At 40.4% G+C, this 15149-nt stretch carries 14 protein-coding genes; 9 read left to right on the plus strand and 5 right to left on the minus strand.

What is annotated here, in order from left to right; translation table 11 throughout:
* Nucleotides 1–41 precede the first annotated feature (41 nt).
* Nucleotides 42–1406 carry a dipeptidase gene (locus tag OCK74_RS01790; protein WP_279295267.1) on the plus strand — a complete coding sequence of 455 codons (1365 nt, stop codon included), beginning with the start codon at nucleotides 42–44 and terminating at the stop codon, nucleotides 1404–1406.
* Nucleotides 1407–1799: 393 nt separating this feature from the next.
* Nucleotides 1800–2189: an RNA-binding S4 domain-containing protein gene (locus OCK74_RS01795; RefSeq protein WP_279295268.1), complete on the plus strand. Its 390-nt coding sequence runs from the start codon at nucleotides 1800–1802 to the stop codon at nucleotides 2187–2189.
* A gap of 7 nt (nucleotides 2190–2196) precedes the next feature.
* On the opposite strand, the gene OCK74_RS01800 is transcribed toward OCK74_RS01795, so the two are convergent.
* Nucleotides 2197–4674: a DUF5686 and carboxypeptidase regulatory-like domain-containing protein gene (locus OCK74_RS01800; RefSeq protein WP_279295269.1), complete on the minus strand. Its 2478-nt coding sequence runs from the start codon at nucleotides 4672–4674 to the stop codon at nucleotides 2197–2199.
* 372 nt (nucleotides 4675–5046) lie between these two features.
* Between OCK74_RS01800 and OCK74_RS01805 the strand changes: the two genes are divergently transcribed.
* From OCK74_RS01805 to OCK74_RS01815, 3 genes are all read left to right on the plus strand, one after another.
* Nucleotides 5047–5355 (plus strand): antibiotic biosynthesis monooxygenase family protein, encoded by a 309-nt coding sequence (locus OCK74_RS01805; protein ID WP_279295270.1) that lies wholly within the window; start codon nucleotides 5047–5049, stop codon nucleotides 5353–5355.
* 279 nt (nucleotides 5356–5634) lie between these two features.
* On the plus strand, nucleotides 5635–5943 hold the full coding sequence (locus OCK74_RS01810; protein WP_279295271.1) for an antibiotic biosynthesis monooxygenase family protein: 309 nt from the start codon (nucleotides 5635–5637) through the stop codon (nucleotides 5941–5943).
* A 319-nt stretch (nucleotides 5944–6262) separates the two neighbouring features.
* A complete protein-coding gene (locus OCK74_RS01815) occupies nucleotides 6263–7132 on the plus strand; it encodes an OmpA/MotB family protein (protein ID WP_279295272.1) in 870 nt (289 codons plus the stop codon).
* 127 nt (nucleotides 7133–7259) lie between these two features.
* On the opposite strand, the gene OCK74_RS01820 is transcribed toward OCK74_RS01815, so the two are convergent.
* On the minus strand, nucleotides 7260–8393 hold the full coding sequence (locus OCK74_RS01820; protein WP_279295273.1) for a serine hydrolase domain-containing protein: 1134 nt from the start codon (nucleotides 8391–8393) through the stop codon (nucleotides 7260–7262).
* A 343-nt stretch (nucleotides 8394–8736) separates the two neighbouring features.
* A complete protein-coding gene (dinB, locus tag OCK74_RS01825) occupies nucleotides 8737–9921 on the minus strand; it encodes a DNA polymerase IV (RefSeq protein WP_279295274.1) in 1185 nt (394 codons plus the stop codon).
* Nucleotides 9922–10028: 107 nt separating this feature from the next.
* On the opposite strand from dinB, the gene OCK74_RS01830 reads away from it, so the two are divergent.
* Complete coding sequence (locus OCK74_RS01830; protein WP_279295275.1) at nucleotides 10029–10655, plus strand: DinB family protein; 627 nt, start codon at nucleotides 10029–10031, stop codon at nucleotides 10653–10655.
* Nucleotides 10656–10678: 23 nt separating this feature from the next.
* On the opposite strand, the gene rimM is transcribed toward OCK74_RS01830, so the two are convergent.
* Together rimM and rpsP are read right to left on the minus strand one after the other, a co-directional pair.
* The gene (gene rimM, locus OCK74_RS01835) at nucleotides 10679–11194 is read right to left on the minus strand and encodes a ribosome maturation factor RimM (protein WP_279295276.1); all 516 of its coding nucleotides are present in this window, start codon (nucleotides 11192–11194) and stop codon (nucleotides 10679–10681) included.
* Nucleotides 11195–11380: 186 nt separating this feature from the next.
* The gene (rpsP, locus tag OCK74_RS27895) at nucleotides 11381–11827 is read right to left on the minus strand and encodes a 30S ribosomal protein S16 (RefSeq protein ID WP_341483172.1); all 447 of its coding nucleotides are present in this window, start codon (nucleotides 11825–11827) and stop codon (nucleotides 11381–11383) included.
* Nucleotides 11828–12377: 550 nt separating this feature from the next.
* On the opposite strand from rpsP, the gene OCK74_RS01845 reads away from it, so the two are divergent.
* From OCK74_RS01845 to OCK74_RS01855, 3 genes are all read left to right on the plus strand, one after another.
* The gene (locus OCK74_RS01845) at nucleotides 12378–12989 is read left to right on the plus strand and encodes a YceI family protein (RefSeq protein ID WP_279295277.1); all 612 of its coding nucleotides are present in this window, start codon (nucleotides 12378–12380) and stop codon (nucleotides 12987–12989) included.
* Between the two features lie 65 nt (nucleotides 12990–13054).
* Nucleotides 13055–14428: a hypothetical protein gene (locus OCK74_RS01850; RefSeq protein ID WP_279295278.1), complete on the plus strand. Its 1374-nt coding sequence runs from the start codon at nucleotides 13055–13057 to the stop codon at nucleotides 14426–14428.
* Between the two features lie 59 nt (nucleotides 14429–14487).
* Nucleotides 14488–15075, plus strand: coding sequence for a YceI family protein (locus tag OCK74_RS01855; RefSeq protein ID WP_279295279.1), 588 nt, complete (start codon nucleotides 14488–14490; stop codon nucleotides 15073–15075).
* Nucleotides 15076–15149 lie beyond the last annotated feature (74 nt).

A 15149-nucleotide genomic window follows, 5' to 3' on the forward strand; every position in this document is an offset into this window, starting at 1 on the left:
CTTTATCACTTCATCATTAAGTTCACTTAAAATTATAAATTATGCAAGCCTGGAAGGAATATCAGGAAAAGAATAAAGAACGCTTTCTGGAGGAAATGCTTGACCTGCTGCGCATTCCGTCGATAAGCGCTAAAAGCGAACACAAGAATGATATGCGTCGTTGCGCCGAGCAGGTGCGGCAAAACCTTTTGGATGCAGGTGCTGATAAAGCAGTGGTAATGGAAACAGCAGGTCATCCAGTAGTGTATGGTGAAAAGATCATAGATCCCTCTAAGCCTACGGTATTGGTCTATGGCCATTATGATGTACAACCAGCAGATCCTTTGGAACTTTGGCACAGCGGGCCATTTGAGCCAGTAATAAAGGATGGTAAAGTATATGCCCGGGGAAGTGCAGATGACAAGGGGCAGTTTTATATGCACGTGAAGGCCATGGAAACCATGATCAAAACGGCATCCCTGCCTACGAATATAAAATTTCTGATCGAGGGAGAGGAAGAGGTAGGTTCTCCTAACCTGGCCGCCTTTATTGCTGCACAGAAAGAGTTGTTGAAGGCTGATGTGATCCTGATCAGTGATAGTGCTATGATCAGCATGGAGAACCCATCGCTGGATATTGGCGTAAGAGGTTTATCTTATATTGAAGTAGAAGTAACAGGTGCTAACCGCGACTTGCACAGCGGTGTTTATGGCGGCGCTGTTGCCAATCCTATTACTATACTAGCAAAAATGATCGCTTCCTGTCATGATGAGAACAACCATATAACCATTCCTGGCTTTTATGATGATGTGGTAGAAGCAACACCAGAAGAAAGAGAGCTGATGGCCAAGGCTCCTTATGATGAAGAGGAGTATAAAAAAGACCTCGGCGTAAAAGAACTATGGGGTGAAAAAGGATATACTACTAATGAAAGAACTGGTATCCGTCCTACTCTGGAAGTAAACGGCATTTGGGGTGGCTACATGGGAGAGGGGGCTAAAACAGTGTTGCCTTCAAAGGCTACTGCAAAGATCTCGGCAAGGCTAGTGCCTAATCAATCTTCAGCAAAGATCACGCAAATATTACTGGATCATTTCAGGAAGATTGCTCCGCCTTCTGTTTCAGTAAATGCGTTTGAGCATCACGGTGGTGAGGCTTATATGACTCCAATTGAAAGCAAAGCCTACCAGTCTGCTGCCAAGGCTATAAAGGAGACCTTTGGCAAGGAGCCTGTTCCAGTGCGTGGAGGTGGCTCTATTCCTATTTGTGCCATACTGGAAAAAGAACTAGGCGTGAAGATCGTCTTCATGGGTTTTGGCTTGGATAGTGACAACCTGCACTCGCCTAACGAGAAGTTTAATCTTGAGAATTATTACAAGGGGATTGAGACCATTCCTTACTTCCATAAGTTCTTTGCGGAGAGCTAGGAGTGATCTGAAGTAATAAGAGAAGCCGCTCCATAATGTTCGCATTCATGAGCGGCTTTGCTTTTTTGATGAGAAAGAATAGTGGAGGAGATGGGGATTTAGAGATTTCGGAATTTTGAGATTTGGAATTCGAGGTTGAGGGGATTAGTGGTCAAAATCTGTTTCGTGCTTCAGGTATGCTGTTAGTATGCTGTAAGTATGCTTCAGGTATGCTTGATCTATACTGAAGGTATTGAGTCGGTACGGCTTAGGGCGGGCGGAGGAATGAAGGAAGCGAGACGGCTGAGGGGTAGGGCAGAACAAGATTATTATTGTTAAAGAAGCAGAAAGACCATTTAGAAAGAGATTCAGGTTTAATCTTTGAGACTTAATAATTGTAGATAATTTTTATTTATGGCAGAAAAAGAAAAACTGCGTCTTGATAAATATTTATGGGCTATCAGGTTGTTTAAAACACGAACGATGGCTGCTGCTGCGTGCGATACCGGAAAAGTGAAGCAAAATGGTACTTCGGTAAAAGCCGCAAAGAATGTATCTGTAGGTGATGAATATGAGGTGAAGACTGAAGCTAAAAAGTGGGTGGTCAAGGTGACGGGGTTATTGCATAACCGTATGGCTTATTCTGAAGCTATCAAGTATTATATAGATGTGACGCCCCAGGAGGAACTGGACAGACTCCAGTTCCAGGCAGCTTCCTTCCATACCGGTAAACGTCCCAGTAAGATTGGGAGGCCTACTAAGAAGCAAAGAAGGGAACTGGATGAGTTTATGGAAGAAGAATAGTGGTTTTTTAGAACCATCTATTCCTTCTTTTATCCCAAGTGGTGAAGCCTACTTTGAACTGGACAGGATTTCTGAATTGGTTGGCAGCAGCGCCTACCACATAAACACCTATCTTGAATTTATCCAATGGGTTGAAGGGGGATTCAAAAGCTCTTTCAATGCCTACGAACAATTCGGCATACGTCAGGTTGCGTTCCTGTGCATATAGAAAACCACCACCACCAACTTCGCGTAACTGCAGCTTTTTGAACAGCGGGATCTTGTTCAGGAACAGGCCATTGAATTCATGGAAGATATGACCTTCATAAAAGCGTTTGAAGACAGGGAAGGTAGAGTCGAGAGACTGGAATGCCTTATGGGGGTTCATGAACATAAGCGGGTCGCCGCGGCGCTGGAACTTATAGTCAATCAGTCTCAAGTCAGTTGTGTTTAAGTATTCACCTGATTTGATGGTATATTTTGAAACGCCTAGTAACCCGAGGTTCATCATTTGTTCTACTCCAAACTCCAGGTAGTCAAAGTCTATTTTGCTACTTGCAATACCGGAAATACCTTTTTCCCACTGTACATAAAAGGTCGGGAGCTTTGATCCTAGAATGACCTTCTCTTTTGGCTCGCGCCTGTAACGTTGTGCAGGCGTGTATTGCAGTTTCACTTTACTATAAACGGCATTGTAAGGCTGAAAAGTGATTGCACTGTTATTATCCAAATCCAATCTATCGCCCAAAAGACTGTCTACCAGTTTGCCGGTTTTATATTCGTTAACGGAACGGCGAAAAGCGATCTGGGCATCAGTATTGAGCACAAGTCCGTTTATGATTTCAATGCCGTGGCCTGCACCTATATAGTTATTCAAATAGATGTTGTTGCGTTTGATCATGTTGATCCAGGCATCTCCCTCATAGATAAAAGCAAAGTCTCTTCCAGCTGACATTCTGAAAACACCACGGTTGTATGGATTGTACATCCTTGACAGCTCGATGTTTCCATTCACATCTCCATTACGAATACCATAGCTTAGGTCGGTGTTTACATTCAGGTTTTTACGAGAAGAAAATGTTTTAGAGTAATATGCAAAAGCACTGAGACGACCTCCACCAAAAGCAAAAGGTTTGTATAAAGTAATGAGTGGTGACAGGTGCCAGGTGCGCTCTTTTCGATGATCGTGGAAGGATTGACCAAAAAAGCCTAGTTTTTTCCATGTGATCTTGTTGATCAATTTATCGACAGAGTCGAGATAGACGTTAGAAAGGGCTACCTGTTGCATGCTGTCCTGGTAATGTGAAAAAATGGCTTCTTTATCTGTTAGAGGCCGACTGCGTACCGTTTGCCAGTATGTAGTATCTCTTTCATAAGCTTCAGCTGCGGTGGCGCTTAGTTCATTGGTAAAGTGGCGCTTGTCAAAACGTTTGTTGAGTTGGTGATCATAATAAGTGACTTCCGTTTGTCCTGCATATGTTTTCCTGCTACTGCCGGTTTTATAGGTAAACTGTTGACGGGTAAGCATCCAAGCAGTATTATTGACGAAGCTGAAGTCCTGTTCAACTTCAAAAAAGTCGAATTCCTGTAAGTGATATTTGGGAAAACGGAAGCGGGCGTGCAGCACTACCCATGCACTGTCTGAAACAGTAAGTTCACCTTCAATGGTTGCATTGGTGACTTGTAAGGGTTTTACAGAAAATGTATAGATACGGTGCTTTCCAAACCGCTGAACTTTAATGGTTTTGAATTTATAAGCTACCAGCCCGTTGTAGCTAATGGGAGACACGAAGGGAGTAGGGGATATTGTTGGTACTTTTACCAGATTGTCATAAAAGTTAAAGTCGCCTTCTGTAACGGATTGGTAAAAGAGTCTTTTGGTGTTGCCACCTTTCTTCACAGCCAGTCTTTCTTCCCTGATCTTGTTTTCTCCCTCTTTATCTAATTGCAATAATATTTCGGCCATTGACATGCCCTGCCAGTCGTTGTCATTTTTGAGGCTGCTCGTTACTTGTTCCTGATCTTTTGATCCGGAAGTTTCCTGAACTGCTTTGATATATACTTTACAGGAGTAAGCTCCGGCTGCTGCCTGTATGCTGTCTTTTTTCCGGATGATCTGCCGCATTATCTCTTCAGCCCTGTCTCTTACCTTGGCTTTGACTACAACTTCTGAAAGATTTTGTGATTCTTCTTCTAGTGTAATGTCTTTTTGGAGGTTATCATTTACAATAAGAGGAACTTCCATGTTTTTGTAGCCAATCATTGAAAGAGCCAGATGGTAATTGCCTGCAGCCAGGTTGAGCTCGTAGCTTCCGTCTTGCCTGGTCATCAACCCGGCCTGGGTCTCTTTTACCCTGATGGTAACGTAAGGTAAAGGTTCCTGTTTGCTGTTAACAATTTTTCCATGCACTTTAAATATTTGCGCCTCAACATTAACTGCAGAAAGTAAAATAATAAAGAATAATAAATATTTGTACATACACAGATCCCGCCAATTGCGGCGCAAATTTCTTTGTTTTATCGTTTAATTAGTCATAAGATTAAGTTATTGTAGAGGTGGGGAATGATGGGAATGGAGGGAATGACGAATAGAGAAAGGGAGATAATAGATGACAGATGTTAGAGTGGAGCTGACAGGGTAAGAGAAGGCAGTTAAAGGGGATATTGTGATATTTGAATATTGAGGGTGAGGAGTGTTTAATAAAAGGGTTTTTAATGTGATGTGAGGGAGAACATTCATAAGGTTGGGTTGGCAATTTAAAATTTGTCGTTTGAATGATTAGTGTACTTTTGTGGCGGTAAATCCTACTTTTTGATTATCATTTATATCCGCAGCCTCTGAAACGATTTTTGCAACAATTCAAAAGAGGAGGCAATCATGTATGTACGCTTAACCTACTGCGAGTTTGTTCCTTCCAGAATTAAGGACGCAAAAGGAGTTTATATGGAAGAAATTGTTCCAGTTGTTTCATCGCAGAAAGGTTTGATCGATCTCATGTTATTAGAACCAACCGAGCCTTCGAATGAATATATTGCAGTAACTTTATGGAAGACGAAAGCTGATTCGGATGCTTATGTATTCAGCGGAACATTCCATAGAATGGTCACAAAGATTGAAAGTTTTCTTGCAAAGCCGCCGTTCGTGAAAGCGTATTATGCGGAAAAGTTGTTAGTTCCTACGCTATGATATTATTCAAATAATTGTAATTATCTAACCTTCTGATCATTGGAAAATATGATGGTATATTGATAAGTGGCCAGAAGGAATCAGGTAATCAAAATAAAAGTCCCGTCAGAAATGCGGGGCTTTTATTTTAGCCTTCAGCAGAAGCAATTGTTTTAATTTTTGATCATGGTCATTGAAATATTGTTGCTGCGCATCTACCTTTGCTATTCCAATCCCCGCCTTGACAACAAATTGATCTGACCTAGAATAGTCTTCACTTCACTTAAAAAGGAGGTAATTATGTATGTACGTTTAACTTATTGCAAGTTTTCTCCTGCAAACCTTCAAGAAGCTTTAAGAGTTTACAAGGAAGAAATTATTCCAATTCTTTTAAAACAACAAGGACTTATTGATGTCCAAATGATGGAGCCAGTAGATCAAACAGAAGATTATATTTCTATGACACAATGGAGTTCTAAAGCCGATGCGGATCTATACGATTCCAGTGGTACATATAGAAAACTGGTTTCAATGCTGGAAAATTATTTTGCAGAAAAGCCTGTATTGAAGGTTTATAATGTAGAAAAAGTAATGATTCCAACTGCCTAAAGAACTGTAACTAAAGATTAAAGCCCCGGAATTTCTGCCGGGGCTTTTGTTTATTCTAAATTTTACCATCCTATTATCCTACTTTAATTCATGGTGGTTACTCTATATATGAGGAGCGAACGTAAAGTGTTAGCTGATATTATGATTAGGAATGTCTATGTAAGTTGCCTGTTTTGTACATTTTTCTAATATCAGCAGTGATTTTGCCAATTTTTAACACTGCAAATCCCAGGTATTCATCAGGTAATTATTTCAATGACTTTCTTTGCACTCAGTAAAAAAAACAATAAACAAGTCTCCATTACTAAAACCTAATTGCATGAACAAGTCCTATTTAATGGCGATTGCTGCAGGATCTTTTTTGTTCGTATCCTGTGTCAGTGGTAAAAAATTAAAGAAAGAACAGGCTCGCTATTCAGAACTGAATTCGTTTTATACGAAAGTGCAGCAAGATCTGAAAACCTGCCGTGAAGATGCTGAGGCTATGGCCCGTTTGAAAGCCCAGTATGAATCTGAAATTGCGAACCTGAACAAGCAGGTTGCCTTCCTGAAAGACAATAACAATGTGGTAGTAACCCAGTTGAAAGACCTTTCAGTAATTTCCAGCGCCCAAGCTGAAAGTATCAAAAAGTCTATGGACAATATAGGAGCAAAAGACTTATATATCCAGGATCTGCAAAAGAGCATGGCTCGTAAGGATTCATTGAATATGGCATTGGTGATGAACCTGAAGAGCGCGTTGAATGACATTAATGACAGCGATGTAGAAATTAAAGTTGAAAAGAGCGCAGTATATATTTCTATTTCTGACAAGATGTTGTTTAAAACCGGAAGCTATGACGTATCTGACAAGGCTATGACTGTGTTGGGTAAAGTAGCACAAGTGTTGAACAGCCGTCCTGAAATTGAGTTTTTGGTTGAAGGACATACAGATAATGTGCCCATCAAAGGTGGCCCCATTGCTGATAACTGGGATTTGAGTGTAAAGAGAGCTACTTCTGTAGTACGTATTTTGCAAAACCAGTTCAAGATCGATCCTAAGCGCATGACTGCCGGTGGCCGTAGCGAATACCTGCCAATAGCTGATAACAGCGATGCTTCAGGAAGAGCAGTTAACCGTCGTACACGCATTGTGATTTTACCTCAGCTTGATCAATTCTTCAAGTTGTTGGAAAAGCCACAGTCGTAAGTTAGTGTTTTACAAAATGGCATCATTCATCATTCATCATTGATTATTGGTTATTGGTTTCATTTTGAATATAAAATAAAAGCCATCCGGGTTGCGGATGGCTTTTATTTTGGTGATCAATTCATTTTTATAAACTCTTGCCCCATTTGACCAGGGCATCTACTTCGGCAGGGGCTCCATTGATCCTTAACTCGGAGCGCTGTTTGCCTAAGCGTACAAGTACAACCTTTTTTGAGGGAATTACAATAATGTATTGGCCTAAGATACCGCGGGCGTAAAAGATGGGTTCATCTGCAGGGAATATCCACCACTGGTAACCGTAATAATTGCAAGGTTCTCCTATTTCATCAGGGATCATACAGGGAGTGACTGATTTGATAAAATAATCTTTAGTGATGATCTCCTGCCCCTTCCAGCGGCCGCTATCGAGCATGAGTTGGCCAATGCGGGCAAAGTCGCGTGTATTGGAGTTAAAGCAGCAGTATGCTTTTTCGTGCCCACCTTCTTTGTCTGTGCTCCACAATGCCGGATGTTCTGCTCCCAGGGGCTGCCATAATTTTTTGGAAGCGTATTGGCTTAGTGACATGCCAGTAGCTTTTTCCAAAAGCAGTCCTAATAATTGTGAATCTCCACTTTTATATGAATGGAAGGTTCCTGGTTTGTGAATGATATTAACGTCTGTTGCTACTTTGTAAACATCGCTTCCATAATACATTTCTGTGGTAACAGAAAGAGGATTGGCGTAGGATTCGTCAAAGTCGCTGCCACTGCTCATGGTGAGGAGGTCTACTATACGAACTTTGTTTTTCTCCCCGGTTCTAAATTCGGGCAGGTAATTTCCTATAGGCTCGTCCAGTGATTTAATCTTTCCTTCTTTTAAGGCAATGCCTATGAGCAGGCTTGTGATGCTTTTGGTGACTGAAAAGGAACCGGAATAAGATGCCTGGTCGTATCCATCCCAATATCTTTCAAATACAATTGAATCGTTTTTTACTGCCAGTAATCCAATAGTATTGAGTCCTTCGAGCATTGATAACAGGGGAGCGGGTAAATTCTTTTTATTATAAGAGGTAGCAGATGACCATGGTTGAGGAGCTGCTGCAGCTACTGTATTGTTGGTGAATACCTGGTAATCATCAATGCCTGCGAAATTATACCATATTGCTTTGAACAGGTATGTTCTTCCTGATGCAACTGCATAAATACTGCCGATCAAAACCATAGAAAGTAGAATAAGGAGGATGCTTTTTAAGATTTTCATATCGCAGGGGTTTTGAATAGAAATTTACTCAATTATTTGGAGATTACTAAAGGGGGAGAGAAGATGATAGATGTTAGATGATAGATGGTAGATGGCGGGCAGGCGTTGATGGGGTGTTGGAGCGCAGTTGGTACGGAGTAGACAGGGAGTTCCTATGGAGTTAGACCGCAGTAATGTCTCTATAAAGTCACTATAAGGTCTCTATAACATCTCTATAAGGTCCCTATAAGCCTGGGAGAAAATGTAAAATTTGGCATTAAAAAGTACAATATAAAACTGGGGTTGGGAAAGGAAAGATGCGAAATTAAGTAGGAAAGAAAAGAACTATGCTGATTTGGATAGATCAGGGGGTAGGAGGTTGGTCTTCTTTTGAAGAGCGGGATATTGTTGCTGCTTTTTTTAAGAGATTGTTTCCAAACTGTTTTTTGATATCATCTACTGCTTTGAATAATTCCAGTTTTTCTTCCGCGTTATCAAACAAGTTCATTTGGAGCGTCATGGGGACGAGTTGACTAAAGCGTACACCTAAAAGACGCACCTTTTCTCCTTTCCTGTATAATTTGCCGAACAGGTTCTTAACCTTGGCTAATAATACATTATCCAGAGCGGTATAATCGATGACCTCCTGCCTTGAAACTGTTTCAAAGTTTGCATACCTAATTTTTACGGTTACACAGCCCGTTAGCTTTTCTTCCTGTCGCAGGTCGTAAGCTGTTTCTTCGGTTAGTTTTACCAATTCGGTATGCAGAAAGTTTAGATCATTGCTATCCTGGTGAAACGTATTTTCATGGGAAAGTGATTTTTGTTCGCTGTAAGGTTCCACAGGATTGTCGTCAATGGCGCGGGCTTTTTCCCATAGTCTTTTCCCCGATTTACCAAATTGATACTCCAGCAGGTCCAATGAAGTATGGGCGAGTTGTTCAATGGTGCTGATGCCCATGCTATGCAATTGAATGGTGGTTTGTTTACCCACCATTGGAATTTTATCTACATTCATAGGCCAGAGGAAGGCTGTTTCTTTACCAGCGGGTATTTCCAGGTATCCATTGGGTTTGGCTTCATTGGTAGCCATTTTGCTTACCAATTTGCTTGTAGACAGTCCATAAGATATGGGCAGACCAGTTTCTTTAATAATCTTTTCTCTTAATTCCCGGGTGTACTGGCTTACACCAAAAAAGCGGTCCATGCCTGTCAGGTCGCAGTAGAATTCGTCTATGGAGGCTTTTTCAAATTGAGGAACTTCGTTGCCGATTATCTCTGTTACTATGCGTGAATACTTGCTATACTCGTGATAGCTTCCCTTCAGGAAGATAGCGTTTGGGCATAGGCGTTTGGCCGTTAGTGCCGGCATAGCGCTTTGGATACCGAATTTTCGTGCCTCATAGCTGCAAGCAGCCACAATGCCCCGCTGACCATCGCCGCCTACAATTAATGGTTTGCCTTTGAGTTCAGGATTTTTTAAGATCTCCACTGATACAAAAAAAGCATCCAGGTCAAAATGTGCGATGTGTTTAACAGGATGTGACATTTGCCAAAAGTCGGGAAAAGAGTTTGAAAGTGTGCATTTCGGAAGTCCATATGGGAGGCAATTCTATAATGGTCTATATTTTGAATAGTATTCAAAAAACTATCATTATGGCGAAGTTTAAAACTGAAGACCTGATCAATGAGTTAAAGGGCGATGTTCATAAAATTATAGCCAGTGCAGAGCAAATGAAGACAGCAGATAAAGCAAAGCTTATTTACCAGCTAGATAAAAAAACATGGAGCGTAGTGCAGGTCATGGAACATTTAAACGCGTATAATCGTTTTCATTTACCACAAATAGAAAAAGCCCTGTCTGTAAGGAATGATACAAGGAATGCCTGGTTCAATTCTGGTTTTTGGGGGGAGTATTTCACTAAATTGATGAAGCCCACCAATGTATTCGAAGTCAAGAACAAAATGAAGGCTATGAAAGATTATACTTTCCCTAATAGCCTTAATGTGAATAATGTACTTGATGAGTTTTTCCAGCATCAACAGAGGCTGCTTCAGTTGCTGGACGCTTCCAAAGACAGGGACCTGAATGCCATTAAGGTTCCTATTAGCTTAAGCAAATTCATCAGGTTAAAGTTGGGTGATGCTTTACGTTTTATTGTTGCACATGAACAACGGCATATGGTTCAGGCCAGGAATACCATGAGAAAAGTTGGTATTTCGACCGGGCAGTTTCCTGTGATCATGGATTCGCCCAGAAGACCTCAAATGGCCCATGTTTAATTGGGTATGTGCGCATGTTTTAATTATAAATAGACTTCAAGAAGGCCTTCAGGTAATTCTACGATTACCTGTTTGGCCTTTTTGTCAATTTTCAGGATCGTGTCTTCATGGAGAGGAATGAGGACCTCTTTTTGATTGATTTCGATCCGGCAGAGCAGTTGGTGCGGCTGTTCAATTACTTCCAGGATCTTGCCCAGAACTTTTTTATCTTCTACAATGTCAAACCCCAAGAGAGTGATGGGAGAAGATTTGGAAGAGAATTTTTTGAATTCTTCTTCAGGAAGCCACACTTCTTTTTGTGCCAGTTTGATAGCGGCTTCCCGCGTATTTACATCTTGTAATTTTAAATAGATTTCCTCTTCGTTTTTGATACGGGCTGTTTCAATAAAATATGGAATAAAAGAATCCTTTCTTTCTTCAATAAAGATGGCCGGAAGGCCTTTCAAGGCGGTTTTTTTCCCCAAGTTATGCTTTAATATCAGCTCACCTTTCAGTCCAAAAGAAGTGACCAGCTTACCTATCTTGAAATATTCAGTCATATAAAAAGTTCGAGGTTGAAGGTGCGAAGTACGAAATAAAAAGTTAGAAATACAAAGCCCATCAATGACAGATGGATGGTGATGGATAATGGATGGTAGAAGAAAGATGATAGGTAGGGGGGAGTAGATATTGAATAAAAAAGGTGGCAATTGCTTGCCACCTCAACTACTTTAAGGCATGGATGATTATCCCTGAGCACCGGATTGGCTCTCAGGCCTACGTTCTGGCCTGCGATACGGCGGATTTCTACGGGTTCTTCTTTCCCTTTGAGCAGCTTCCTGGCGTTTTCTGATTTGAGCTTCATGCTCATCATGCCACACCTGGAATTTTTGCATAGCTGTTGCATCATCAAACAAGCCAAGAGATACACCACGAAGCAAATGCTTCAGGAATAAAACTCCTTTGAATGATAAAAGTTTGCGCACAGTGTCGGTAGGCTGAGCACCCTTTTGCAGCCAATCCAAAGCTCTCTGACGATCCAATAGAATGGTGGCAGGGTTGGTTAATGGATTGTACGTACCTAATTTCTGGATGAATTTGCCATCGCGAGGGCTGCGAGCATCGGCAACAACGATGAAATAGAATGGTCTCTTCTTAGACCCGTGTCTTTGCAGTCGGATTTTAACTGGCATCTTAAATAGACATTTAAATGCTTGAATAAATAAAAATTACGTAGCAAATGTAAGTCAGAGTTCATTAAAAGTCAATATATAATTGTAAAGTTTTGGTTAACAGACCAGCTACTGTTTAAATGGGGGTAGGAGGTAGGGTAAAAAAGGGATTGATGGATCAGATAAATGTTTAAGATGAGGAGTTTTAGGAAAGGACATAAAAAAGATTATATGTTGACCCTGATCACTGTTTATCAAGGATATAAAAGTCTGTTTTTGTTGTCTGTATTATAATTCTATTAATAAGTTGAAGATTTTCCTTTGACAGATTTCTTTAAAGGGTTACTTTTTGGTTATCAGACATTTATATCTTGTTTTTGGTAAAAAAACAGGAGGCTTATGTCTTATAATGTATAATTATTAATTGTAATAAGAGAGGGGGCCATCTGTTTTTTGTCATGTCCCTCTTTAACGACAATCATATCTCTCAAACCCCCTTTGTCATGTTTTACGCTTGAGGTTGACTCTACTTTTGACTTGTCAATAAAAATTAACATAAAACATGAATAAAATGAAAACCGCGTTATCAGCACGACTTCCAATTATCCGACAAATGATCCTAACCGCCGTGTTAGGTATTGTTGCACTTATCAGTTCATTATATGTAAATGCCCAAAACGGTGTACGTAGTTCTGATATAAAAGTGCTGGGGACTTCCAACCTGCATGACTGGAAAATGAAGGCTCAAAGCACAAGTTTAAGTGCAAAGTTTGACTTAAAACCAGGGACTAACCAGCTTACTGAACTCAGCGCATTAAGCTTTACAATGCCTGTGAAAGGTTTGAAGAGTGATGAAAGCCTTATGGATTCAAGGGCTTACAGCACATTAAAAGCTGACAAGTACGAAAAAATCGCTTTCAACATGTCTTCTGCAGTTGTTACACCTGGAGCAAACAATCAATACGTGGTAAAAGCAACTGGAAACCTTACTATTTCTGGTGTAACTAAACCTGTAACACTCGTAGCCAATGGTGTTGTAAATCCTGACAAATCCATCACTATTACCGGTGCACAAAAAATTAAAATGAGTGAGTTTGGTGTGAAACCTCCAACCTTTATGCTGGGTGCTTTAAAAGTTGGTGATGTAGTGACTGTAGAGTACAACTTGAAATTCAACGGCTAATTCAATAGACAGGTCAATAATTAAAGGCAATAAATAACCAAAATATCATCTTAAAAATTAAAGCAATGAAAAAAATTAATTTACTCTATGCGTTGGGAGTTGCACTTGCTATGGGAAGTACAGTTTCTTCACATGCACAGGAGCTCAAAGAATTTTATGGAAGACCAACTAATTGGAGAGCTTATGATCAAACAGGTATCAATCAGTTTGAAACTAAAAAAACTGCTGATATTCCTTTCGAAGGACCAAGATTTCGTATTGGTGCCGGCTTCACTCAACAGTGGCAAAATTTGAAACATGAAAATCCAGGATCTGCAGTTAAATTGTATCCACTTGCATCTGGTTTCATGACTTCTCAAGCCAACCTGTACACTGATGTTCAATTAGCTGATGGTATCCGTCTGAACGTAACTTCTTACTTGTCTGCTCGTCACCACAACGAAACTTGGGTGAAAGGTGGCTACATTCAATTTGACAAACTGCCTTTCAAAAGTGCATTCTTCAACAAATTGATGGAAAATGTGACTGTAAAAGTTGGTCACATGGAAATCAACTACGGTGATGCTCACTTCCGTCGTTCTGATGGTGGTCAGACACTTTACAACCCATTTGCTGACAACTACATCGTTGATGCCTTCACTACAGAAATCGGCGGTGAAGCTTACTACCAAAAGAATGGCTTCATCGGTATGCTCGGTGTTACTGGCGGTATGATCAAAGGTAACGTTGATTCAGTTGATGGTAACGCAATGGCTAATGGTAAACCCGTTATTGCTGATAAGAATGGTAACAGAAACCCATCTATCTATGGTAAACTTGGTTATGACAACAAAGTTGCTGAAAACGTAAGATTGCGTGTTACCGGTAGCTACTACCATAACTCAAGCTCTGCAGGTAGTGGTCTGACTCTTTATGGTTCTCAATCAACAGGTGACCGTACAGGTTCTAACTACCAGGAAGTAATGGAAACTGCATCTGCTGGTACTGCTAACGCTTGGTCTGGCCGTACAGGACCTGGCTTCTCTAAGAAATTGGATGCTGCTATGTTCAATGCTTTTGTAAAAGCTGGTGGTCTTGAGTTCTTCGGTTCTTACGAAAATGCAAGTGGTTATGCTAAAACAGAAAGTGTCAAAAGACACATGAAACAAACTGCACTTGATTTAGTTTACCGTTTTGGTAAAGCAGAAAACCTGTTTGTCGGCGCCCGCTACAATACAGCTAAAATTGGATTGGCTAATGTTACTACTGCTCCTGTGATTACTTACAATGGTGATGTTACTATAGACCGTACAGCTTTTGCTGCTGGTTGGTTCTTAACTAAGAGTGTTCTGCTGAAAGGTGAATATGTAACTCAAAAATACAAAGACTACCCAACTGCCAGCGTTTTTAACAATGGTAAGTTCAATGGTGTAGTAATTGAAGCTGTAGTAGGTTTCTAAGTTGTCCATGAAAGGGTTGAATCAATAAATAAGACCCAGGATCGATAAATGAACTCTTTATGAAATGGCTGATTATTTTACTGACAATGTTTGCCGGTTTCAATAAAGCCGGAGACAATGAAAATGTAAAAATCTGGACTGTTGGTAAAGAAAGTAAGATATCTATCCTGGGTTCTTCTAATGTCAACACTTTTACTTTTGATATCAAAGAATATTCTGGTAAAGACACATTGGTTTTGTTGGCACAGCAGGCACAGGCTGTTTTTAAAAAAGGAACCGTGCATTTGCCAGTGAATGATTTTAAAAATTCAAATCCTTTTCTTACAAAAGATTTCAGGAAAATCATCAAGTCCAAAATACATCCTGATATCCTGATGAATTTCCGTCGTCTTAACTCTTTACCTGATGCAGGTGCAAAGAGTGAGCGAATTACCGCTGATGTTGATATTACTCTTGCAGGTAAAACCAAGACAATCCGTATCATGCTTATGGCAACACGTTCGGGTGAATTTATTTACCTGAAAGGAGCAGAAAAGTTGTTTTTCACTGATTTTGATTTGGCTGCTCCTGAAAATATAATGGGCTTTATCAATGTCAATAATGATCTCACTGTGAACTTCCAACTTGCGTTAAAAGTATTAAGTTAGGAATAAGTAAATATCCTTTATCCAAAGAGAAGACCGGCTTATGGGCCGGTCTTTTTAATTCAATAGAAACAGTA

Source organism: Paraflavisolibacter caeni (assembly GCF_025628885.1).
Taxonomy (GTDB): Bacteria; Bacteroidota; Bacteroidia; order Chitinophagales; family Chitinophagaceae; genus Flavisolibacter; species Flavisolibacter caeni.

Coding starts and splice junctions, on each gene's coding strand:
- OCK74_RS01850 (WP_279295278.1), top strand. CDS start 13,055: ATGAAAAAAATTAATTTACTCTATGCGTTGGGAGTTGCACTTGCTATG.
- rpsP (WP_341483172.1), bottom strand. CDS start 11,827: ATGCCAGTTAAAATCCGACTGCAAAGACACGGGTCTAAGAAGAGACCA.
- OCK74_RS01790 (WP_279295267.1), top strand. CDS start 42: ATGCAAGCCTGGAAGGAATATCAGGAAAAGAATAAAGAACGCTTTCTG.
- OCK74_RS01795 (WP_279295268.1), top strand. CDS start 1,800: ATGGCAGAAAAAGAAAAACTGCGTCTTGATAAATATTTATGGGCTATC.
- OCK74_RS01815 (WP_279295272.1), top strand. CDS start 6,263: ATGAACAAGTCCTATTTAATGGCGATTGCTGCAGGATCTTTTTTGTTC.
- OCK74_RS01845 (WP_279295277.1), top strand. CDS start 12,378: ATGAAAACCGCGTTATCAGCACGACTTCCAATTATCCGACAAATGATC.
- OCK74_RS01805 (WP_279295270.1), top strand. CDS start 5,047: ATGTATGTACGCTTAACCTACTGCGAGTTTGTTCCTTCCAGAATTAAG.
- OCK74_RS01820 (WP_279295273.1), bottom strand. CDS start 8,393: ATGAAAATCTTAAAAAGCATCCTCCTTATTCTACTTTCTATGGTTTTG.
- OCK74_RS01855 (WP_279295279.1), top strand. CDS start 14,488: ATGAAATGGCTGATTATTTTACTGACAATGTTTGCCGGTTTCAATAAA.
- rimM (WP_279295276.1), bottom strand. CDS start 11,194: ATGACTGAATATTTCAAGATAGGTAAGCTGGTCACTTCTTTTGGACTG.
- OCK74_RS01810 (WP_279295271.1), top strand. CDS start 5,635: ATGTATGTACGTTTAACTTATTGCAAGTTTTCTCCTGCAAACCTTCAA.
- dinB (WP_279295274.1), bottom strand. CDS start 9,921: ATGTCACATCCTGTTAAACACATCGCACATTTTGACCTGGATGCTTTT.
- OCK74_RS01830 (WP_279295275.1), top strand. CDS start 10,029: ATGGCGAAGTTTAAAACTGAAGACCTGATCAATGAGTTAAAGGGCGAT.